This window comes from Faucicola sp. SE7633, from assembly GCF_059264685.1.
Genome location: NZ_JCADBW010000033.1, coordinates 1 through 19,850, shown reverse-complemented (window position 1 = coordinate 19,850; position 19,850 = coordinate 1). Strand labels below are relative to the sequence as shown.

General features: G+C 43.6%; 14 protein-coding genes and 1 pseudogene. 13 read left to right on the top strand and 2 right to left on the bottom strand.

The window, feature by feature from the left end; all coding sequences use genetic code 11:
- Nucleotides 1-30 precede the first annotated feature (30 nt).
- Nucleotides 31-1,253, top strand: a pseudogene (locus AC5L4R_RS09740) (RNA-guided endonuclease InsQ/TnpB family protein).
- 45 nt (nucleotides 1,254-1,298) lie between these two features.
- On the opposite strand, the gene AC5L4R_RS09735 reads toward AC5L4R_RS09740, so the two are convergent.
- Nucleotides 1,299-1,922 carry a glutathione S-transferase family protein gene (locus AC5L4R_RS09735; RefSeq protein WP_067234195.1) on the bottom strand — a complete coding sequence of 208 codons (624 nt, stop codon included), beginning with the start codon at nucleotides 1,920-1,922 and terminating at the stop codon, nucleotides 1,299-1,301.
- Between the two features lie 280 nt (nucleotides 1,923-2,202).
- Here AC5L4R_RS09735 and AC5L4R_RS09730 point away from each other — a divergent pair, with 280 nt between their 5' ends.
- Together AC5L4R_RS09730 and AC5L4R_RS09725 are read left to right on the top strand one after the other, a co-directional pair.
- Nucleotides 2,203-2,928 carry a glycosyltransferase gene (locus AC5L4R_RS09730; protein WP_494478060.1) on the top strand — a complete coding sequence of 242 codons (726 nt, stop codon included), beginning with the start codon at nucleotides 2,203-2,205 and terminating at the stop codon, nucleotides 2,926-2,928.
- Nucleotides 2,929-3,226: 298 nt separating this feature from the next.
- The gene (locus AC5L4R_RS09725) at nucleotides 3,227-3,808 is read left to right on the top strand and encodes a BLUF domain-containing protein (RefSeq protein WP_494478059.1); all 582 of its coding nucleotides are present in this window, start codon (nucleotides 3,227-3,229) and stop codon (nucleotides 3,806-3,808) included.
- Between the two features lie 151 nt (nucleotides 3,809-3,959).
- Here AC5L4R_RS09725 and AC5L4R_RS09720 read toward each other — a convergent pair whose 3' ends face one another.
- Nucleotides 3,960-6,962 carry an insulinase family protein gene (locus tag AC5L4R_RS09720; protein ID WP_494478061.1) on the bottom strand — a complete coding sequence of 1,001 codons (3,003 nt, stop codon included), beginning with the start codon at nucleotides 6,960-6,962 and terminating at the stop codon, nucleotides 3,960-3,962.
- Nucleotides 6,963-7,193: 231 nt separating this feature from the next.
- On the opposite strand from AC5L4R_RS09720, the gene AC5L4R_RS09715 reads away from it, so the two are divergent.
- The 10 genes from AC5L4R_RS09715 to AC5L4R_RS09670 all read left to right on the top strand — a co-directional run bounded on the left by AC5L4R_RS09715 (nucleotide 7,194) and on the right by AC5L4R_RS09670 (nucleotide 19,796).
- The gene (locus AC5L4R_RS09715; protein ID WP_494478058.1) at nucleotides 7,194-8,243 is read left to right on the top strand and encodes an adenosine kinase; all 1,050 of its coding nucleotides are present in this window, start codon (nucleotides 7,194-7,196) and stop codon (nucleotides 8,241-8,243) included.
- A 115-nt stretch (nucleotides 8,244-8,358) separates the two neighbouring features.
- Nucleotides 8,359-9,576, top strand: coding sequence for a polysaccharide biosynthesis/export family protein (locus AC5L4R_RS09710; protein WP_494478057.1), 1,218 nt, complete (start codon nucleotides 8,359-8,361; stop codon nucleotides 9,574-9,576).
- Complete coding sequence (locus AC5L4R_RS09705; RefSeq protein ID WP_494478056.1) at nucleotides 9,577-10,755, top strand: glycosyltransferase family 4 protein; 1,179 nt, start codon at nucleotides 9,577-9,579, stop codon at nucleotides 10,753-10,755.
- Between the two features lie 211 nt (nucleotides 10,756-10,966).
- Nucleotides 10,967-12,385 carry a mannose-1-phosphate guanylyltransferase/mannose-6-phosphate isomerase gene (locus AC5L4R_RS09700; RefSeq protein ID WP_494478055.1) on the top strand — a complete coding sequence of 473 codons (1,419 nt, stop codon included), beginning with the start codon at nucleotides 10,967-10,969 and terminating at the stop codon, nucleotides 12,383-12,385.
- A gap of 31 nt (nucleotides 12,386-12,416) precedes the next feature.
- Complete coding sequence (locus AC5L4R_RS09695; RefSeq protein ID WP_494478054.1) at nucleotides 12,417-13,526, top strand: KpsE/RkpR family capsule polysaccharide export protein; 1,110 nt, start codon at nucleotides 12,417-12,419, stop codon at nucleotides 13,524-13,526.
- Nucleotides 13,519-14,319 (top strand): ABC transporter permease, encoded by an 801-nt coding sequence (locus AC5L4R_RS09690; protein ID WP_494478053.1) that lies wholly within the window; start codon nucleotides 13,519-13,521, stop codon nucleotides 14,317-14,319. The genes AC5L4R_RS09695 and AC5L4R_RS09690 overlap by 8 nt, the downstream gene beginning before the upstream one ends.
- Before the next feature lie 25 nt (nucleotides 14,320-14,344).
- A complete protein-coding gene (locus AC5L4R_RS09685; RefSeq protein ID WP_494478052.1) occupies nucleotides 14,345-14,992 on the top strand; it encodes an ABC transporter ATP-binding protein in 648 nt (215 codons plus the stop codon).
- A 25-nt stretch (nucleotides 14,993-15,017) separates the two neighbouring features.
- Entirely contained in the window at nucleotides 15,018-15,533 is a 516-nt protein-coding gene (locus AC5L4R_RS09680; RefSeq protein WP_494478051.1) for a DUF4214 domain-containing protein, read from the top strand.
- Between the two features lie 32 nt (nucleotides 15,534-15,565).
- Nucleotides 15,566-18,526, top strand: coding sequence for a glycosyltransferase family 4 protein (locus AC5L4R_RS09675; RefSeq protein WP_494478050.1), 2,961 nt, complete (start codon nucleotides 15,566-15,568; stop codon nucleotides 18,524-18,526).
- Between the two features lie 220 nt (nucleotides 18,527-18,746).
- Nucleotides 18,747-19,796: a hypothetical protein gene (locus AC5L4R_RS09670; protein ID WP_494478049.1), complete on the top strand. Its 1,050-nt coding sequence runs from the start codon at nucleotides 18,747-18,749 to the stop codon at nucleotides 19,794-19,796.
- The last annotated feature ends 54 nt before the right edge of the window (nucleotides 19,797-19,850 follow it).

Below are 19,850 nucleotides of genomic sequence, written 5' to 3'. Positions count from 1 at the left end.
ATAAGATACTAAATATGTTAAAATAAACCCATGAAAACACTCAAGCTACGCATACGAGACAAACACACAAACCAACTAAACCGCCTAAGCGGTTCGGTTAATTTCGTATGGAACTATATCAATGACTTGAGTTACAAGTACCTACAAAAAACAGGCAAATTCTTTTCAGCCTATGACCTAAACGAATACACCAAAGGTAGCGGTGAACTACTTGGCTTGCATTCTCAAACCATACAAGCCATTAATGAAACCCACGCCAAAAGCCGTAAGCAGTTCAAAAAGGCAAAGTTAAATTGGCGAACCAATAACCCAAAGGCAAAGCGTAAATCATTAGGTTGGCTACCGTTTAAGCGATCGGCGATTAAACATATCGCCACCCATGCCACAGGCAAGAAAGGCTTAAAATCAACCTTACAGCTTAGTTTAGCCAAAGGGCAGAAGCTAATTATAGACTTATGGGATAGCTACAATCTTAGCCTATATCAAATAAACACCTGCGAGATTGTACAAGACAGCCGTAACCGTTGGTATGCCTGTATCACCGTTAAAGACTATCCTAAAACACCATGCGGAACAGGTAGTGTCGGCATAGACTTAGGCTTAAAAGACAGTGCCACCGCCTCAAACGGCGATAAACTACAAATCAAACAAACACAGGCATGGGCTAAAAAATTGGGTGTCGCCCAACGTGCCAAAAACAAACAACGTGTCAAAGCGATTCATGCCAAAATCAAAAACACACGCCAAGACCTTATCCACAAATTCACTAGCCAATTAGTCAAAGACAATGCCCTAATCGTGGTCGGTGATGTAAAAACCACCCAATTCAACCGTAAAAAAGGCAAACTAGCCAAAAGCGTATATGACGCAGGTTGGTTTGAACTCAAACGCCAACTGACCTACAAATGCAAGCATGCAGGTTGCCGTTTTGAAATCGTAAATGAGAAATACACTACCTGAGGACGGCACTAGCGAAGCACTGCTTCGCCCGTCCGCAAGACAAGGGCTATGCCCGCCGTGACTTGCTCGTGCTGTGGCGATATGTCCAGTAGTCCGAAAGGTAGAGCAGGTTTGCGAATAAGAGATGAGAACGGATAAGCAAAGCACTGCTTTGCCCGTTCGCAAGACAAGAGCTATGCTCGCAGTAGACTTGTGCAAAGTGTGGCACATGGCATGATAGAGATATCAACGCCAGTAAGAACATTCTTGCGGTCGGGCTTGACCGTCTTGTAGAAGGAATCCCCTCACTTTAGGGAGGGGAGGAAGTCAATGGGTTTGGCTAACAATCACTGGGCAATTTACTGACCAACTTTGTCCAAACCTTCTTGCTCAAGCACCGCTTGCACGCCTTGGTCTTGCTCCATGCGTTGGATAAACGCACGTAGCGCATCATGACGCTCAGCAATAATATCGCTTTCGCTTGACCAACGCAGCATGACGTATAGGTACACATCGGCAATGGTTTTTTCGCCGATCAAAAAATCTTGCTGACGTAGCGTCTCATTGGGGTGATCAAGCAGCTTGGCGATGCGGTCTTTTGCTTTGTCTTTAAGCTCAGCTTGCGCGGCTGGATCAGATACCATATCCTCAGGCGAAAAAATCGGCATAAACCGCTTGTGCACATCGGCGTTACAAAATGCTAGCCACTGCAAAGCTTTGGCTTGGCGTTGGTAGTCGCCTGTACCAAAGAGCTGTGCGGTCGGATAGCGCAGGTTTAAGTAATTTAATACCGCCACATTTTGCGTCAAAATAAAACCGCCATCGACGATCATTGGTACCGCGCCTTGTGGGTTCATCGCGCGATATTCGGGGCTTTTGAGTGTCGCATGATCAACCAATTTTAATTCATAATCTGCTTTTGCCCATTCAAGCGCTGTGTGAGGTACCATCGAGCACGCACCAGGCATACCGTATAATTTCATTGTCTTGTCCTTGGTTAAAATAAACGTTTACAACGCAAAAGTTATCAACTTTCTCAAAAGTTATCAACTTTCTCTAAGCTATTGTAAGACAAAATCATACCTGCTATGGCAAGTTTGCTGTCTGTTATGGTTAAAAACCGTTACGCTAGGTAAGCACAGCAGCCGAACATCACATCATCAAAACGACATATTTACACGCTATGCTAAGCGTTAGCCAAAAATTTGCCAAATCCACCAAATAGCAACGATTGCGCCGTATCAGCCGAAAATTGAGCCGCCTATGTTGATGAGCGTTGTGATTATTACCCTAAATGAAGCCGAGCGCATTGCCAATTTGCTTGATGATTTGGCGCGACAAAGCTACCGAGATTTTGAGGTCATCGTGGTGGATTCCAACAGCGATGATGAGACGTGTGAAATTGCGCGCGGATTTGCCAAGCGTTTGCCCAGTCTGACTGTGCACCGTATGACACAGCGCGGTGTGTGTTTGGGGCGCAACACGGGGGCAAACTTGGCGCGTTATCAACGATTGCTGTTTTTGGACGCAGACGTACGTTTAGCCCGCGATTTTTTGGCAAAAGCGGCGCGGCAGCTTACGCGGCGGCAGTTTGATGTGGCAGGTGTTTACACCAATGCCAAAGCGTTGCCGCTGCATTTTCGTTTGGGTTACCACGCGTTTAACGTCGGTATTTTTGCCACCCAATTTGGTTTTCCAACCGCGATTGGCGCGTGTTTGTTTTCGACCAAATCCGTGCACACGGCGTTGGGCGGTTTTGATGAAACCATCACGTTGTGTGAGGATTGCGATTATGTCAATCGCGCCAGCCGTATCGCGCGGTTTGGTATGCTAAATTTAAGTTTTAGTTTTGACCCCCGTCGCTTGCGACAAGACGGCTACTGGCGTACGGGCTTAAAGTACCTGCACGCCAATGTGCATCGGTTTTTTATCGGTGAAATTCGTGATAACAAAATTCGCTATGAATTTGGGCACTACAAAAAACATTAACCAACATCCCACCTAGCCGCAGCACATCACTTAAGCCAAACTTAAATAACGAGTTTTTTTGATAATCGGTAGTTTTGGCCTGCCCAATGGCGTTTATCCGTAGCGGATTTTTTCTTATAATAACGATAACAATTTGATTACAAAAAATATCGCTGAGTTCACATAAGACGATATTTAGCACTTGAATTTTTTTGCTGATTAAGGTGTTGCAAGTCAAAAAGCGGTATGGTATCCCGTATAGGCACGTGCGGCTGCTTGGAGTAGCTGTCGGTGTACATTCAACCGTCAAGGAGGCGTCATGAACGAACCTGTGTACTTTATCACTTATACCAGTCGTTTGAGTATGCGCCACTTCTTGGACGCGCACGCGCTACACGCACTGTGTGAGCAGGCCAACCACAACAACAAGCTGCACGGTATAACGGGGTTTTTGCTGTTTCGGCAGGGGCGGTTTTTGCAGTACATCGAAGGGCAGCGCGATGCGATTAAACAGCTTTACAGCAATATTCAACGCGATCCACGCAATATAGATACACAGATCTTGCTTGAAGGCACGCGCGATGAGCGTTTGTTTGACCAGTGGGCGATGCATTGTGTGGATATGGCGCAGCATGACAGCAGCGAAGAGATGAGCCGCAGCTTTGCTAAGTTTGATCCGCAAACGTGGGGCGAGGACAAAACTCGCGGGGTATTGCATGAAATCAAGCACTTTTACGAACATAGCAAGACGCCGCTCAATGATATTTATCCGCCGCAGCCAATCAGCTATGTTGGGCTACAGGCACGCGCTTTGGCACGCCAACACAGCAGTTTTATGATATTGCAAGTGGCGTTTTTGTTGGCGGCATTGTGCGTGTTTGGGATGGCGTATTTATTTTAAACCCAAAATGCAAGCATTAAATCGTGTAAAATGAGGACAGCAAAACTTATTGCATTGCGCCAATTGTCATACGTTGCAGGTCTACGGCAATAAGTTATCAAAAAAGCCGCTGGTTTAACCAACGGCTTTTTTGGCATGATACGCCAAAAGGTTACATGACTTGTTGAATATCAAAGCCCAATGCCGCCAATGTGTCGCGTTGGTCGGCTGGGGCTAGGGTAGCACGCGTGCCCGTTTTACCTTGCAAGTAGGTTCGCGTCACGCGTTGCAAGTCCGCCAATGTCACCGCCAAGATCTTGCCGCGTAATGCTTGTTGCCAATCTTGTCCGCGTCCGTGCAAGGTGGCAAACAACGCTTTGACGGCTTCACCGGCTGGGCTTGCAGGCTTGTCCATCCCTGCCATGATGCCCAAAATCGCCTCTTCAATCCACGCGCGTGTTTGGTCGCTGTCGGTTTGACCCAGCAGCCAGTCAATGCTGGCATAAAAATCGGCAAACGTATCGGCGCAGCGAGGGTCGCGGTAGCTATAAAAACGGAACGCACAGGCATTGCCATCATAGCTTGCGCCACCGCCATACGCGCCGCCCGTTTCACGAATCGCGCGGTGCAAAAAGTTGTTGCGCAGCACGCCTGATAGCACCATCAGCGCAGGCGCGTCAGCGTGATCACTTGGCACAGCAGCAAATGCTAGCGCGTTGTGAAACACGTTGGTTTGGGCAAGCCATGCGATGTCACCTTGTGTGGTCGCAATCGGCGTGTCGTTTAGCGCAGGCGCGTCGGGCAGGGTTGTGTCTGCCAAGCTGTCGATGATTGCCGCTTTGAGCGTTGGCAGGGCGTCGGCTTCACCAACCAACAACGCTTGCCGTGGCAGCGCACGCACGGCTTGGTGCAATGCGGTGAGGTCGGCGCTTAACTGTTGCCAAACCACAGGGTCGGCTTCTGCGGCCGCCAAAAGCGCGGTCAAATCATTGAGCGCAGGCAAGCCCCCACGCACGTATTCAAGCCCTGCTTGTGCGCTGTAGTTGCGGCTGGCGGTCTGCATGGCGTACGCATGTCCGACGTTGGCGAGCCGCGATTGCCAGCTCATTTGCCGCTGAGTGAGCAGCTCAGCAATACGCGGCAATTCGGTAAACACGGTGTCATCAATCACTTGTTTGACCAAGTCAATGGCTTCTGGCTTACGGTTGAGCGCGCGTGTGGCAAACACCAGATACGAGTCAAAGCGCGTCGGGTCGTCCACGCGGGTGCGTTGGCTGATGCGTACGGTCACACCGCTAGAATGCTGCGCTTGCAATGCTTGAAAGGCGCGCGCGTCATGCCAGGCTGTGCCAACCTCACTGAGCAGTGTCAGATAGTTTGCTAGCTGTGGGTGGTCAATAATCGCTTGATGCTCAGGCTTATCGAGCGGCATGATGACTTGATAATAGTACAAGCCGTTAGTGCCAGCCTCATATTCATACAACACGCTGTCTTGCCCTGCTAGGCGCATTGGTGTTTTGCTGCCGTGTTTAAAAGCAATCTCGGCAGGGATGTCATCAAGCCCGACCTTCGGCAATCGCTCAACATCATCAACTTGTGTTTGGCGTTCTGCCAACGCCGCGGCATCGGCGCGTAATTGCGCGCGCTCAGCATCGCTCAAATTTGCGCCAAGCTTGTCAAGCTTGTCTTGCTCAGCTTGCAGTGCGGCGGCGGATTTTTGGGCATCGGGGACGAGTGTCAAGCGCACGCGGTGCGGATTTTCTAGCAAGTGCTGACGAATCAACTTGCCGATAAATGCAGGGTCTTGTACCGCGTCACGCAGCCAGCTTAGCGTTTCATCAATATCCCACACGCTGATGGGATCGCCATCATGAATCGCCGTGCTAAACGCTTCTAACAGCAAATTTAAGCCATATGGCATGCTATCACCACCGATATGACGCTGATCAAGCTCGATTTGGTGCAAAATCGTCTCGATTTCTGTAGGGTCAAGCGGACTGTCGGCGACCTGTTTTAACACGTCCAAAATACCTTGCTCAATCGCCTCAGCGTGCTCAGGCTCAGAACCGCGCACCCCTGCATAAAACACCATTTGATAATGACTATCATCAAGCCCCAACAGGGGGGTGGGCGCACTGGCAAGCGCATGGCTCTCCAAGTACGCGCGCAGCGGCGAACCTGCATGTTCCACCAACACGCCTTCCATCAAGCGCAAGGCAAGGCGTTGTTTGGCATCCAAAATCGATGGCAACAACCACGCCACCACATGGTGGGTTTGTTTGGGCTTGACCGTATCAACGCTATAAGTTTCAGTCACCGCAAGCGGCGCAGGCAAAGTGGTTTCTAGGCGCGAGGCGTGCTTGTGCCCATGGCTAAACGCATGACCATCCACCGCCAACGCATCGGTATGTAATCGCGCTTGCGTCTCGGCCACAGGAATATTACCAAAACTCATGGCCACCGCATTGCTTGGGTGATAATGACTTTGGTGAAACGCCACCAAATCCGCGTGAGTCAAATCAGTAATCGCGCTTGGCTCACCGCCTGAATTGTAATGATACGTCGTGGTTGGGAACACATGCCGCGCCAATGTGTGATACAGCTGGTCAATCTCACCACTCATCGCGCCTTTCATTTCATTGAACACCACGCCTTTGTAAGTCGGCTTGCCATTGTCATCAAGCTCAACGCGAATGCCCTCTTGGGCAAAATCCAAGCGGTTTAAATTCGGGAAAAAACACGCGTCCAAATACACCGACAACAGATTAAAATAATCCTGACGATTTTGGGTAGCAAACGGATACGCCGTCCAATCTGCTGCGGTAAACGCATTCATAAAGGTATTTAACGAGCGTTTAATCATGCTAAAAAACGGATCACGCACAGGATATTTGGCAGAGCCACACAAACTGGTGTGCTCCAAAATATGCGCCTCACCGCGGTCTGTCATCGGTTGGGTACGAAAACCAATAATAAACGCGTTTTCATCACTTGGGTGTGCCAAATGGTAATGCATAAGCCCCGTCGGCTCATGTTCACACACCAAAATATCTAGCCCCAACGCCTCGATGCGATGCGTGCGCAGCAGCCGAAACGCAGGGTGTAGCGTGTGTGGTGTGCCTGTGTTTGGCGCGTCGGTGGGTTTGGTGGATTGGGTTTGATTTGATGATTCCATCAATGCCATAAATTATCCCTAGCAATCAAGCAATAAAGTTTTTACAATACGCCACAAACGGGCGTGATTTATGGAAAATAAAAACGTCAATAGATGCTGAATGGGGCTGATGGCGCGTAATTAAAGGCAGCGCAGGGCGAAACGCCAAAATATTTACGCAGCGCTGCCCATAAGCGCGTCAAACATTTTGATTTTTGCAAAAGCAAAAAAGTATCGTCAAAAGGGTAGAGCATGGCACACATCGTCGCAATCGGTAACGCGCTCGTTGATAGCGAATACCGCCTCACCGACACCGAACTACAACAAACAGGGCTAGCCAAAGGCAATATGACACTTGCCAGCAGTGCTGACCAACAAACCTTGCTTGACCGCCTTGCTGATATGCAGCTGACCCCCGTCAAACAAGCCAGTGGTGGCTCGGCGGCCAACAGCGTGTACGCCGCGGCGTGTTTGGGTAGCGATACATTTTATGCCTGCCGTGTGGGCGATGATGACGCAGGGCGGTTTTATTTGGCAGATTTGAACGCGGCAGGCGTGGCAACCTCCAACCAATCCCTCGCGCTTGGTGGCACTACGGGTAGCTGCTTGGTGCTGGTCACGCCCGATGGTGAGCGTACCATGCAGACCCATCTAGGCACCTCGGCAGAGATTGGGCATGATGACATCGACCACAGTCAGCTGAGCAATGCCGAATGGCTGTATTTTGAGGGTTATTTGGCGATGTCAGCCACCATGCAGCCTACGATTGCCGCGCTCAAAGACCATGCGCGTCGTCACGATGTCAAAATCGTGGTCAGTTTTGCTGACCCATCCGTCATCAAATTTGCCCGTGAAGGGCTTGATGCCATGTTGGCAGGCGGTGTGGCGGCGGTATTTTGCAATACCGAAGAAGCCCAGCTTTACACAGGCAAACACAACCAAGCACAAGCGGCCGAAGCTTTGCTTGCCGTGGCAGAGCTTGCCGTTGTCACCGCAGGGGCGCAAGATACCATCATCGCCTGCCGCGCGCCAACCAGCCACCATAGCAGCCATGATAACAACACACCAAGCGAATTGATGAGCGTGCCCACGGCATTGGTCGATGAACTCATTAACACCAACGGGGCAGGTGATAGCTTTGCAGGCGCGTTTTTGCACGCTCTGGCGCGCGGGTATGATTTGACCACTTGCGGCAAGCTTGCCAGTGCCGTTGCAGGCGACGTGGTGCAGACCTTTGGCGCGCGCTTATCGCCTGATGCTTACCGTCATGCCATGCAGCGTGCATTCACCGAGACACCGTAGCACCAGCAGGCGATTAGCATTCAATCGCCCAGTAATCTAGGCGTTTTAATGCAATAAGTTTTAGCCTATAATAAAGCAATTTTGCGTTGGTCATATCATTTAATAAGGTAGCAGTATGGGAAATGTTGTGTATCGCTCGTCCAAACGCGCATGGTTAGCGATGGCGCTGGTCAGCGTGAGCGTCAGTGGTTGCCAAAGTGTGACCAACGGCTTGTCCAACTGGCAACCCAATGCAGGGCCCACGCGTAGCCAAGTCACCATGGGTACGATGGCGCAAGCGCCCGATAACACCGTGGTACCAACGGGTCTAACGATTATTGACATCGATGCCAACACCGTCAATCGTGCCAACCAAATTAGCCATATTCAGCGTTTTTCTGATGTGTATCACAGCACCAGCGTCAATCAGCAGGTTATCCAAGCAGGAGACGTGCTCAACATTGCCTTGTATGAAGCACCGCCTGCCATGCTATTGGGCACCAGCGGTAGCCTAACAGGCGCTACCAGTTCGGCAGAAGTTAAACTGCCCGATCAAATGGTTGATAGCCGTGGACAAATATCCATTCCATTTTTGGGTAAACTGACTGTCGCTGGCAAAAATCCACAACAAGTGCAAGACATGATAGTCAATGGGCTTAAGCGTAAAGCCAATCAGCCCAGCGCGATTGTCAGCATTGGCAAAAACAACTCTGCCAACGTGACGGTGGTGGGTGAAGTCAGCAACAGCGTGCGTATGCCATTGACGGGCAAGGGCGAGCGCGTGCTTGACGCGATTGCAGCCGCAGGTGGCACCAAATACCCCAGCAGTCGCGTAACCGTACAGGTCAATCGCGGTATGCAATCGGTTGAAATGCCGATGGAATCCTTACTCAACGATGCGCGCCAAAACGTTGTGCTCCAACCAGGTGATGTCGTCTCGGTTAATTACCAATCCAAAAGCTTTACCGTCTTGGGCGCGACCGTCAAGAATGATGAGGTCAATTTTGAATCCAACGGTATCTCGCTTATGCAAGCCTTGGCGCGCTCTGGCGGGCTCAATGACAACCGTGCCGACGCACGCGGTGTGTTTATCTTTCGTTATGAAACCCCACGTATGCTGACGTATGACCAGCTTGCCAATGTTCCGCCCGCGATTAAGCAAACGGGGCGTATTCCTGTGGTATACCGTTTGAACCTCAAAGACCCGATGAGCTATATCGTTGCGCAAAATTTCCCAGTTCACAACAATGACGTTGTGTACGTCTCCAACGCACCAGCCACCGAGTTTGCTAAGTTTCTCAATATGATTAGCCAAACCGTGTTCTCAATTACGGGTATTAAGAATTTAAGCTAAATGTTGTATCTTGATGTCACACGGTTATATACCAACTTTCGCACGGGCAAAGGTGTAACGGGAGTTGATAAGGTTGCTTTGGCGTATATAGCAGAATTTGCCCAAGAGGCTTGCGCGGTTATACGTCTGCCCAGTCATTGGCTGTTTTTTGACCGCACGCGCTCAGACAAAATTTTTACCCATTTACTTCAGCACAAAGAAATTAAGCTATCAATTTGGGATAAAAAGCGCTATACCCAGCCTAGCAATGCGCCAACCAACGTATTATTAAATGCCACCCACAGCGGCTTAGACTCACCACAGTACCTGACACGACTACAGCAATACGGCTTGCGCGGTATATATTTTTTACACGATCTGATCCCAATTGATTATCCTGAGTATTGTCGGGCAGGGGAATATGATCGGCATGTTCAGCGGCTGCTAACCATGCTACAAGGTGACTTGATTATCGCCAATTCGCGTTATACCTTGGAGCGTTTAGAGGCTTTTTGTCAAAACCATCATCTCACTATGCCTCCTACCACGTGGGCGCATTTAGCAGCAGACCCAAAGGATAATATAAAACCTATAACAGCGTCTGAGCGCGCACTGATGGATTTAATTGTCGGTAAAAAAAATTACTTTGTGTGTTTGGGTACCATTGAGGGGCGAAAAAATCATTTGCTGCTGCTTAATGTATGGCGACAATTGGTGCGTAAACTTGGTAAAGATTGTCCTAAACTGGTCTTGATTGGCAAACGCGGCTGGGAAGCTGAGCAAGTGTTTGATATGTTAGATCGTAGCATTGAACTGCATGATGTTGTGATTGAGCTTAATCATTGCGATAATGCCCAAATCAACTATTTATTGAATCACGCACAAGCGTTACTGTTTCCATCTTGGGCAGAGGGTTTTGGACTGCCGCTGTTGGAATCGTTGCAGACTAATACGCAAGTCATTGCTAGCGATATTCCTGCGTTTCGTGAGATCGCAACTGAAACGGTGCGTTTGATATCGCCATTTGATGAAGTAGCTTGGCATCAAGCTATCTTAAAGCTTCATACCTCGGATATAAAGAACCCAGTTTTACAAAACATAAATCCACAAAGAGATGTAGAAGCAGTATTTGGATGGCATATACACTTTGCTTATACAAAACCACCTATTACAAAAGTTTTGAATTCATCGATGGTCTAGGTGGCTAGAATAGATAAAACTTATTTAAAGTGATTATTATTGTGAAATTTCTGTTATAATTTTAGCATAGATCCAGTTAAAGCAATACTTAATATATATATCATATGGTATATATTTGCTACCAAGTAATCGTTTTTTAATCGTAAAAATTTTTACTTAGTGCAATCAATAATTACGAAATTTATCAATTCACTAAGAGGTAATATCAATTATGAAAATCTTGCCAGTTATTTTATGTGGTGGTTCTGGTTCACGTCTATGGCCGTTATCTAGAGAGATGAATCCCAAACCTTTCATCCGGCTAGTTGATGGCCTAAGCTTTATTCAACATGCCTACCAAAAAGCGGCATTGGTTGGTAACATGGGTCAGATAATCACTGTAACCAATAAAGAGCTGGTGTTTCGTGCAAAAGCTGACTTCGAAGAACTACAAATCGCGCAAGATTTTCAAAACGATTATATTTTAGAACCGCAAGGACGCAATACAGCGCCTGCTATAGCCATAGCCGCCTTACACGCTCAGCGCAATTATGGCGATGAGGTATGCTTACTAATTTTAGCGGCCGATCACTTAATGGGTGGTGATAACGAATTTATCCAAGCCATCACGCAAGCGGCAAATCTGGCTGCACAAAATCAATTGGTGACCTTTGGTATCAAACCCCACAAGCCTGAAACAGGTTATGGTTATATTCACTATAATGGTAATACGGTTAATCAGTTTGTTGAAAAACCTGACTTAGCGACAGCTGCCCAATATGTAGCCAGTGGGGATTATCTATGGAACTCAGGCATGTTCTGCTTTAAGCCTGAGGTTTTACTCACAGCATTAAAGCAGTATCGTCCAGTAATGTATCAAGGCGTCATGGCTGCTTATGAAGCGGCTCAAGTATCAAATGACGCCAAGAGTCAACAAGTTGCTCTACAAATGGATACATTTGGCACATTAGATGATGAGTCTATTGACTATGCAGTCATGGAAAACTCGGATCAAATCGCTGTGGTTCCCTGTGCATTTAGCTGGAATGATGTGGGTGCATGGGATGCTTTGAGTGAGGTAATGAATAAAAATAGTGACGGCAATGTCACGGTTGGTGATGTATTAATAAAAAACAGTAGAGGCTTGTCAGTTTTTGGTGAAGAGCGCTTGATTGCAGCCGTGGGGCTTGAGGATCTCATCATTGTTGATACCGACGATGCCGTCTTGATAGTTAATCGTCACCAAAGTCAAGATGTCAAAAAAATTTATAATGAGCTTAAGTCTCAAAATCGTGATACCTATAAGATTCATACGACTGCCCATCGCCCATGGGGTACTTATACAATTCTTGATGAACAAGCAGGTTATAAAGTAAAACGCATTGTTGTCTATCCTGGCGCAAAACTAAGTCTACAGCATCACCATCATCGCAGCGAACACTGGATTGTAGTTACTGGTGAGGCTGAGGTTATCAATGGTGAACAAACCCTACGTTTATCACGCAATGAATCAACCTATATCAAGCAAGGTGACATTCATCGTTTAATTAATATCGGGGAGGAAAACCTGGTATTAATTGAAGTACAATGTGGTGATTATCTGGGTGAAGATGATATTGTGCGCCATCAAGATGATTATGCGCGTACCTAATTTTGGTGCTTTTTGATACAGGTGAAGAGCTTTGAAGGCATTAAACCGTTTTTATAAAAATAATGATCCACTGTTTTGGCTTTGTGTGGTCATTCCCACGTTATTGTTGATTGTTTATTACGGCTTTATTGCTTCACCTGTTTATATCTCCGAGTCAAAATTTGTTATCCGTAGCCCAAATCGTCAAGCGATGACAGGGCTTGGTGTGATGCTTAAAAACGTTGGTTTTAATGCCTCGTCTGATGATAGCTATATTGTGCGAGATTATCTGACATCACGCGATTCTGTCAAAAAGCTTGAGCAAGATCTTGCCATCAAACAGCGTTATACACGTCCAGAAATTGACGCATTCAGTCGTTTTGGTACATTTTGGCAGGACAATACATTTGAAAGTTTTTATAAATACTTTACCAAAAAAGTAAACATTAACTATGATCCTGCATCCTCCATCTCAGAGCTGAGGGTGCGCGCCTACACGCCAGAAGATGCTGAAAAGATCAATGCTGAATTGCTAAAAACGAGTGAAGCGGTGGTCAACCGAATCAACGCTGAGGCGCAAAAGGACATTTTGGCATACTCAAAACAGGAGGTAAAAGCCGCACAAGAGGCCTCAGCTAAAGCTGCGCAAAATTTGGCTGATTATCGCACGGGCAAAGAAGTATTTAACCCTGAGGGGCAGTCAATGATTATCTTGCAAGAAATTTCAAAACTGCAAGATGCTTTGATTCAAGCACAAACACAGCTTGCCCAAGCCGAAAGTCTTGCGCCTGATAATCCTCAGATTGAGCCAATGAGACTACGCATTCAGACGCTGGAAAATGCGATCAAAGACAAGTCCAATCAAGTTACTGGACCTAGTGATCGCTCTTTGAGCAACCGTTCGGCAGATTACCAACGCCTTGTGTTAGAAAAAGAGCTGGCAGATAAGCAGCTAGCATCTGCGATGGCTTCTTATGAGCAAGCCAAAAATGACTTTAGCCAAAAGCAATTGTATTTAGCATTGCTGGCACAACCCTCATTACCCGATGAGGCGCTAGAGCCAAAAAGACTAAGAGGCATTTTGTCAGGGTTCTTTTTTGGGCTGCTGGTCTGGGGTGTGATGCGATTGTTTATAGCTGGGGTTAAAGAGCATCATGATTGAAGTGTTCGATCGCGTATCACTGTTCCAGTCGCTGCGAATTCAACTTAGAGTTATACACGCCTTAATTATGCGTGAGATCATTACTCGGTATGGGCGTCACAATTTGGGGTTTGCTTGGCTGTTTGTTGAGCCGATGATTTTTACAGTCGGCGTTGCGGCATTATGGTATTTTCTTAAAAACAATCACGGCAGTGACCTAGAGATTGTACCATTTGCGATCATTGGTTATTCGACTGTACTGATGTGGAGAAACGTTGCCTCTCGTGTAGATAATTCAATCCAAGCTAATACAGGGTTACTTTATCATCGCAATGTAAAAGTTTTTGATGTTTTTTTATCCAGAATTCTACTAGAAATCTTTGGTGCGACGATTTCGTTTCTTGTACTATCTTTGGCTTGTATTATGCTTGGTTTGATGTCTATACCAGATAACTTTTTAAGGCTTTTGTCGGGCTGGTTGTTATTGGCATGGTTTGCAACTGGTTTGGGTCTTACCATGGGGCCCATCTTTTATTTATCAGAAGTAATCGATCGCTTGTGGCATGCGTTTACCTACCTGATGTTTCCGCTATCGGGCGCTGCCTTCTTCGTATATTGGTTGCCTGAAGGTTTTCGTCAAATAGTCTTATATATTCCAATGGTGCATTTTAGCGAGATGATCAAGCATGGCTACTATGGCAATCTAATTCCTACCTTTGAGAATATTCATTATATACTTTGGTGGAATTTGATCTTAACATTTTTAGGATTATACCTAGTGAGGTTTGTAAGCAGTCGGATTGATGCTAGTTGAAGACTTATAAATCTTGGAGTAAAGTTTGATCGTCTTAGAAAATGTTACTAAATTATATCCCGTTAAGCATGGTTCTCGCACCGTACTTGACAACATTAACCTTACCTTGGCGCAGGGAGAAAAGATTGGCATTCTTGGGCGTAATGGAGCAGGCAAGTCTACTTTAGTCAGAATCTTAGGTGGTGTGGAAAAACCCACAAGCGGTAGAATTTTACGTAATATGAGTATTTCTTGGCCGTTAGCATTAAGCAGTGCCTTTCAAGGCAGTTTAACGGGCGCAGATAATGTACGTTTTGTTAGTCGGGTTTATAACGCTAACTATGCAAAGGCAATGGAAGTGGTAGAAGATTTTGCTGAACTAGGCAAATATCTATATGAACCAGTCAAAGTTTATTCATCAGGAATGCGCTCACGCCTAGCATTTGCTATTTCTTTGGCGATTGAATTTGACTGTTATTTAATTGATGAAGTACTATCAGTTGGTGATGCGAATTTTCATCGCAAATGTGAGATTGAGCTGTTTGAAAAGCGCGCTGACCGTGCGATGATCATTGTGTCGCACGAGCTTCATAACATTAAAGAATATTGTAATAGATCAGCTGTATTGGATAAGGGAAAGCTAACAGTATTTGATGATATAGATATGTCGTTAGAAGTCTATAGTTCTCTTTAAGAACGTATTTTTAAGAGTATAAGCCATGAAAAATTCTTTGAAAATAGATGATTTGTTTATGATGTGGGGCGCACCTTACGTAGATGCGGTTTTTAGAATTTGCTTAGACAGAGAACCTACGGATGCTGAAATGGATTATTACCTTATTAAACTTAATCAAGGTATGCATCGCATTCAGGTTTTAGAAAAAATTACAAATTTAGATGAGTCAGTCGTAGATCTCGATAAAATTCAAGGCGCTAAGCAATTGCTAAATAAAGTCAAATCTCGTGAAAATTGGCGTAAAAAGCTAAAACCTATACGCCCGATTTATTTAGCGATTACAGCGCTTGAGAAAAGACAAGCCGAGCAAAGAGTAATGCTAAATAGCACTTACCAATTACGTTCAATGCTAGGTGACCGTAGTGTGGCGAATTACAAAAATGAACTAGTTAATAAGCACTATCAGCCAAATCGGCGACGTCAATTCGATGTTAATTTATTATCTATCAAAGAGCGTGCTGAATTTGATAATCTTATATCATTGTTAGATATTGCTTAATTTCAAGTATTAAAGAATATAGGAAAGTTGTTATGAAAATTTTGATTGATATGCAAGCATGTCAAAACGGTAGCCGCTTTCGGGGTATTGGCCGTTATGCAACGGGGATTGTGACTGAGATCTTAAAACAAGCCCAACCAAAGCATGAGTGTCATTTACTATTAAATGGCCTGTTTCCTGATAATATTGATCAGCTGATTGGGTATTTTGATGATTTTGTTAAGCAAGAAAATATCCATGTTTGGTTTGGTTTAAGTCCTGCCGAGGGCAATCAAGATTTTAACTTCTATAGAATAACCTGTAATGAAGTAGTAAGAGATGCTTATATCCAAAACTTAGCGCCTGATCTGGTTTTTATGCCGACCTTTTTTGAAGGCCATGGCGACAACTGCATTCTCACTACTAAACAGTTTTTTGCAGCTAATAGGGTTTTGATGACGGCTACTTGTCACGATTTAATCCCCTTACTTCAAGCTGATGTGTATCTGGCAGATCCACACTTTAAAACTTTTTATTTAAATCAAGTAAAAGATTTCGTGCAAGCTGATGGGTTTTTAGCAGTATCTAATTCTTCAAAACTTGAACTAAACCATGCCGCGCATGTGCCATTAGAAAAAATTGTCAATACATCTGAGGGCGTTGAAGAACGTTTTAGTAAAGGGCAGGTCGATTTAGCTGAGGTAGAAAAACTACTAGGAATAAAAAACATCGCGAATAAGAAAATAATATTGTATTCTGGGGCAAGCGATGAAAGAAAAAATCATGCAAAACTCATCGAAGCATTCTCTTTATTAGAACCTCGTATCAGAAATAATGCTCTTTTAGTGTTTGCAGGTGGAATGCCGAATGAGCATATGGAGCATTTTAGAAATATTGCCAATAAGTATAGAGTAACTAATAACGAGTTATTGATGCCAGGGCGATTATCTGATGATGAAATGATTGCCTTGTATCGAGCTTGTTATGTATTTATATTCCCATCATACCATGAAGGATTTGGTTTGCCAGCTTTAGAAGCAATGGCATGTGGCGCGCCAGTATTAGCTTCAAATACAACCAGTCTACCAGAAGTTGTGGGACGTGAAGATCTTCTGTTTGACCCCTATAGCGCGTTATCTATTAAAAACAAATTAACTAATTTTTTAGGTAATGAAGCGAAAAGAAATGAGGCAGCTACTTATTGCTATAACAGAGCACAGAAATTTAGTTGGGCTAAAAGTGCAAAAATTGCTTTAGATTTTTTTGAAAAATTATATAAAGAAAAAAACAACTCAATACAGCATCAGAATAGTATCGATAATTACCAGATATTAGCTAAATTGTTTGAAATGAATATAGTACAAGGACTAACCCCAGGAGATAAAGAAAATCTAGCGTTAGCTTTAATTAAAAATAATCGCCCCATTTCCCGTAAGGCGCGTCTATATATTGATTTAACCTACCTAGTAGAGATGCAGTTTGTTACAGGCGTTCAACGGGTTACTAAAGAATTATTTACTGAAATTCAAAGTAAATACGCAGATACGTATGAAATTGTACCAATACAGTTTAGACCACAAGATAGAACATTTGAGGAAGTTTCAAATACAAAATATGCAAGAGCAATTGAAGATAGGCTAAGTTATGATGATCTTATGGATTTTTCTAACAAAGATATATTTATTGCTTTAGATCTTAACTACAACATTGCAGGGATGGCAGATACTATTGACCGTATGAAAAGAAGAGGCTGTAAGGTTTATTTTTTCATACATGATTTATTACCCTTAAAACTTGGTGTAAGTTTTTTTGATAATCAAGTTGCACATCTACAATTTAACTGGCTCAAACAAGTTATAAAAGCTGATGGAATAATAGCAATATCCCAAACCGTCATGAAAGATGTCAAAAATTATCTTGATATGTTTAATGGATATATAGACAAACCATTCAGCCAAGAAAAATATAAGATATATAATCGGCAAGTTAAGTTAGCTTATTCCTATCATGGGGCAAATTTCAAAAACAACTATCAGAAAAATAATGAAATAGAAAATTTTATTTATAAGGGTATTGATTTTTCAAAGCGCACATTCTTAATGGTAGGCTCGATAGAACCGCGTAAAGGTCATCTAGATGTGATTAATGTTTTTACGCAGCTTTGGGAACAGGGGGTTAAGGTAAATCTTGTTATTGTAGCAGCCAGAAACTGGAATACGGATAAAACTATTGACCTCATTCAATCTAGTAACTTTTATGAAAAGTATTTATTCTGGCTTAAAAATGTTAATGACGAAGAGCTATCATATTTATATACCCATAGTGATGCTTTGATTGCCGCATCGATTGATGAAGGTTTTGGTTTGCCAATTATTGAGGCTTTAGATTATGGCGTCGATGTAATATGCCGCGATATCCCTATTTTTAGAGAGGTTGGTTCTGATTGGGTAAGCTATTTTAAAAATAACCAAGCGCTCAAAAAACTTATTGAGAACTTCACGCCTCGCCATGCTAAAGTTAAACCTAAACTATTGACGTGGCAACAATCGGCTGAAAATCTGATGGATATTGTTTTAAACAACAATTTTATAGACTCGTGGAGCTTTTCGAATAAACACTATTTAATGCCTGTATTTTCAGAAAAATTCGATACAAGTGTAGGGAATAAATCTTGGGATTGTATCAAAACATCAAATAGTGCAGGGCTGCTTTTATATGGGGGTTGGATAGATTTAGATGCAGGCGATTATGAATTTAAGCTTTTAGGTTATTCTGAAAAGTTACAAAACGTAAAATTCGAGGTCGTAACTGTGCAAGATAATACGTTGGTGAGACTGGCTGTAATTTCTAACTTACAGATTAATAAATCTTCCTTAGAAATTATTTCTGAAGAAATTTCTAGAGGTAAATTCAAACTATCATATGCACAAAAGCGTGTAGAGTTTTATGTGGTGGTTGACTCTCATAATGATTTTAGTCTAAGCTATATTGAATTAAAAAGGACTGATTATTAAATGAAATTTTCATGCAATAATAACTTAGCGGGTTTGTAATGCGCATAAGGTAGTTATTATGTGGTCTAAATAGCTAAATCAAAATAAAAAATAAGATTTACAATGTGACATATATGTCGTCATCATTATCTGAGGTTTGCGGTTGTGATGGACTGTTTTATAGAGGATGTCATCCTATTCTAGCAGGAAAAGAAAAGTTAAATATCTACAAGTGAGTATTATGAATAAAGTTTGGGTTTTATTGACAGGTAGTTTGAGAAATAATGAGACTTCATTAGCAAAGCTTCATTTTATAAAATCATTAAAAGAGCAGGGGCTGATTGAAAACTTTGTGTTTTCAACATGGCAAGGAGAAGTAAATAAAAGCATGGACTTCTCCAATCTTCTGCAGGAGTTTGGCGGTATATTAGTACAATCTGAGCCACCTCAATTAGTTGCTAGGGGTTCATACCTCCACCAAATTTTACAACTTGAAAACGGCTTACGCTATATTCCCGATGATGCATTTGTTGTTAAAATCCGTACTGATAAATGCGAATCTGTCGATGGCTTTGAAGAAGAAAACCTAAGGGATTTACTAAGTAATAAAAATTACGCTTATCCTATAACGAAAAAATATAAAGATATTTTGGAATATAGGATTGGAGTTAAAGCAGAGGGCTCAGAAAGATCGACTTATGTACCCGTTCTATTTTTTGTAATCGACAAATGGTATGTAGCTTACAAAAAAGACTTAATGAAAATAATAAACTACGATGTAATGAGTTTTGATTATTTAAATTTAATACCTGAGCAAGTGCTATACGCTTCATATTTTATGCAACATTGGTCAGTTATCAAGTATTTTTTTCAAGGTATCAATCAAGCCGCTACTATTGATCGTTTATTGTTTGACGCTATAGGTAACGGTAGAGATTATGAGGTTGATGCGTTGACAGAAGAGCTTTTGCAGAACCCAGTTTTTATAGACGGTTTTTTAGTTGAAAGATTTTTATTAAATGAGTTCTTTTATGACATTGACAATCAGTTACCAATAGCATTAAACACCACTTATAGAGGTATTGAATTAAATAGTGATAATCGCTTAGATACCCTTAAAAACCCACATAACCCTACGTATGATAGGGATGCCGTGGTTCAGCTGCAAGATTATTTATTTAAAGCTGCAGGAATTCCAAAGTTATGGAATGATACGGTGACTCATAGGGGTAATTTGACTATAGTAGATATTGCTAGTCCAAGACTTAATCATTTAAGCATAACATCTTGAGGGAAAAATTAATATTATACATATATAATTTAAAAATTTTTAATATTTCAGAGT

What these genes read in the sequence shown, in the direction of transcription:
- AC5L4R_RS09700 (WP_494478055.1), top strand. Translation starts at nt 10,967, where the DNA reads ATGAAAATCTTGCCAGTTATTTTATGTGGTGGTTCTGGTTCACGTCTA.
- AC5L4R_RS09705 (WP_494478056.1), top strand. Translation starts at nt 9,577, where the DNA reads ATGTTGTATCTTGATGTCACACGGTTATATACCAACTTTCGCACGGGC.
- AC5L4R_RS09715 (WP_494478058.1), top strand. Translation starts at nt 7,194, where the DNA reads ATGGCACACATCGTCGCAATCGGTAACGCGCTCGTTGATAGCGAATAC.
- AC5L4R_RS09670 (WP_494478049.1), top strand. Translation starts at nt 18,747, where the DNA reads ATGAATAAAGTTTGGGTTTTATTGACAGGTAGTTTGAGAAATAATGAG.
- AC5L4R_RS09730 (WP_494478060.1), top strand. Translation starts at nt 2,203, where the DNA reads ATGTTGATGAGCGTTGTGATTATTACCCTAAATGAAGCCGAGCGCATT.
- AC5L4R_RS09675 (WP_494478050.1), top strand. Translation starts at nt 15,566, where the DNA reads ATGAAAATTTTGATTGATATGCAAGCATGTCAAAACGGTAGCCGCTTT.
- AC5L4R_RS09725 (WP_494478059.1), top strand. Translation starts at nt 3,227, where the DNA reads ATGAACGAACCTGTGTACTTTATCACTTATACCAGTCGTTTGAGTATG.
- AC5L4R_RS09720 (WP_494478061.1), bottom strand. Translation starts at nt 6,962, where the DNA reads ATGGAATCATCAAATCAAACCCAATCCACCAAACCCACCGACGCGCCA.
- AC5L4R_RS09690 (WP_494478053.1), top strand. Translation starts at nt 13,519, where the DNA reads ATGATTGAAGTGTTCGATCGCGTATCACTGTTCCAGTCGCTGCGAATT.
- AC5L4R_RS09735 (WP_067234195.1), bottom strand. Translation starts at nt 1,922, where the DNA reads ATGAAATTATACGGTATGCCTGGTGCGTGCTCGATGGTACCTCACACA.
- AC5L4R_RS09680 (WP_494478051.1), top strand. Translation starts at nt 15,018, where the DNA reads ATGAAAAATTCTTTGAAAATAGATGATTTGTTTATGATGTGGGGCGCA.
- AC5L4R_RS09710 (WP_494478057.1), top strand. Translation starts at nt 8,359, where the DNA reads ATGGGAAATGTTGTGTATCGCTCGTCCAAACGCGCATGGTTAGCGATG.